The organism is Salifodinibacter halophilus, assembly GCA_012999515.1.
Lineage (GTDB): Bacteria > Pseudomonadota > Gammaproteobacteria > Nevskiales > Salinisphaeraceae > Salifodinibacter > Salifodinibacter halophilus.
The window spans coordinates 1-229 of the sequence record JABEEB010000876.1; the positions used below are offsets into that span (position 1 = coordinate 1).

The window sequence follows — 229 nt, forward strand, 5'->3', positions numbered from 1 at the left end:
CTTGAAGATGCGCTGGGCGAGGAAGTCGCTGTAGCTCTGCCCGCTGGCCTTCTCCACCACCAGCTGGGCCACGCCGTAGAGGATGTTGTCGTAGGCGTACTGGCCGCGGAAGCCGCCGGACAGCGGCACGTGGGCCAGGCGCCGGGCCACTTCTTCGTTGCTGTAGTCGGTGCCCGGCCAGTACAGCAGGTCGCCCGCGCCCAGGCCCAGGCCGCTGCGGTGGGCGAGC

The 229-nt window shown here is 70.3% G+C and carries 1 protein-coding gene; it reads right to left on the reverse strand.

Annotation, left to right across the window (positions count from 1 at the left end):
- Window positions 1–229: serine hydrolase (locus HKX41_14050; protein ID NNC25256.1), on the reverse strand; the 229-nt coding region annotated here is incomplete at both ends.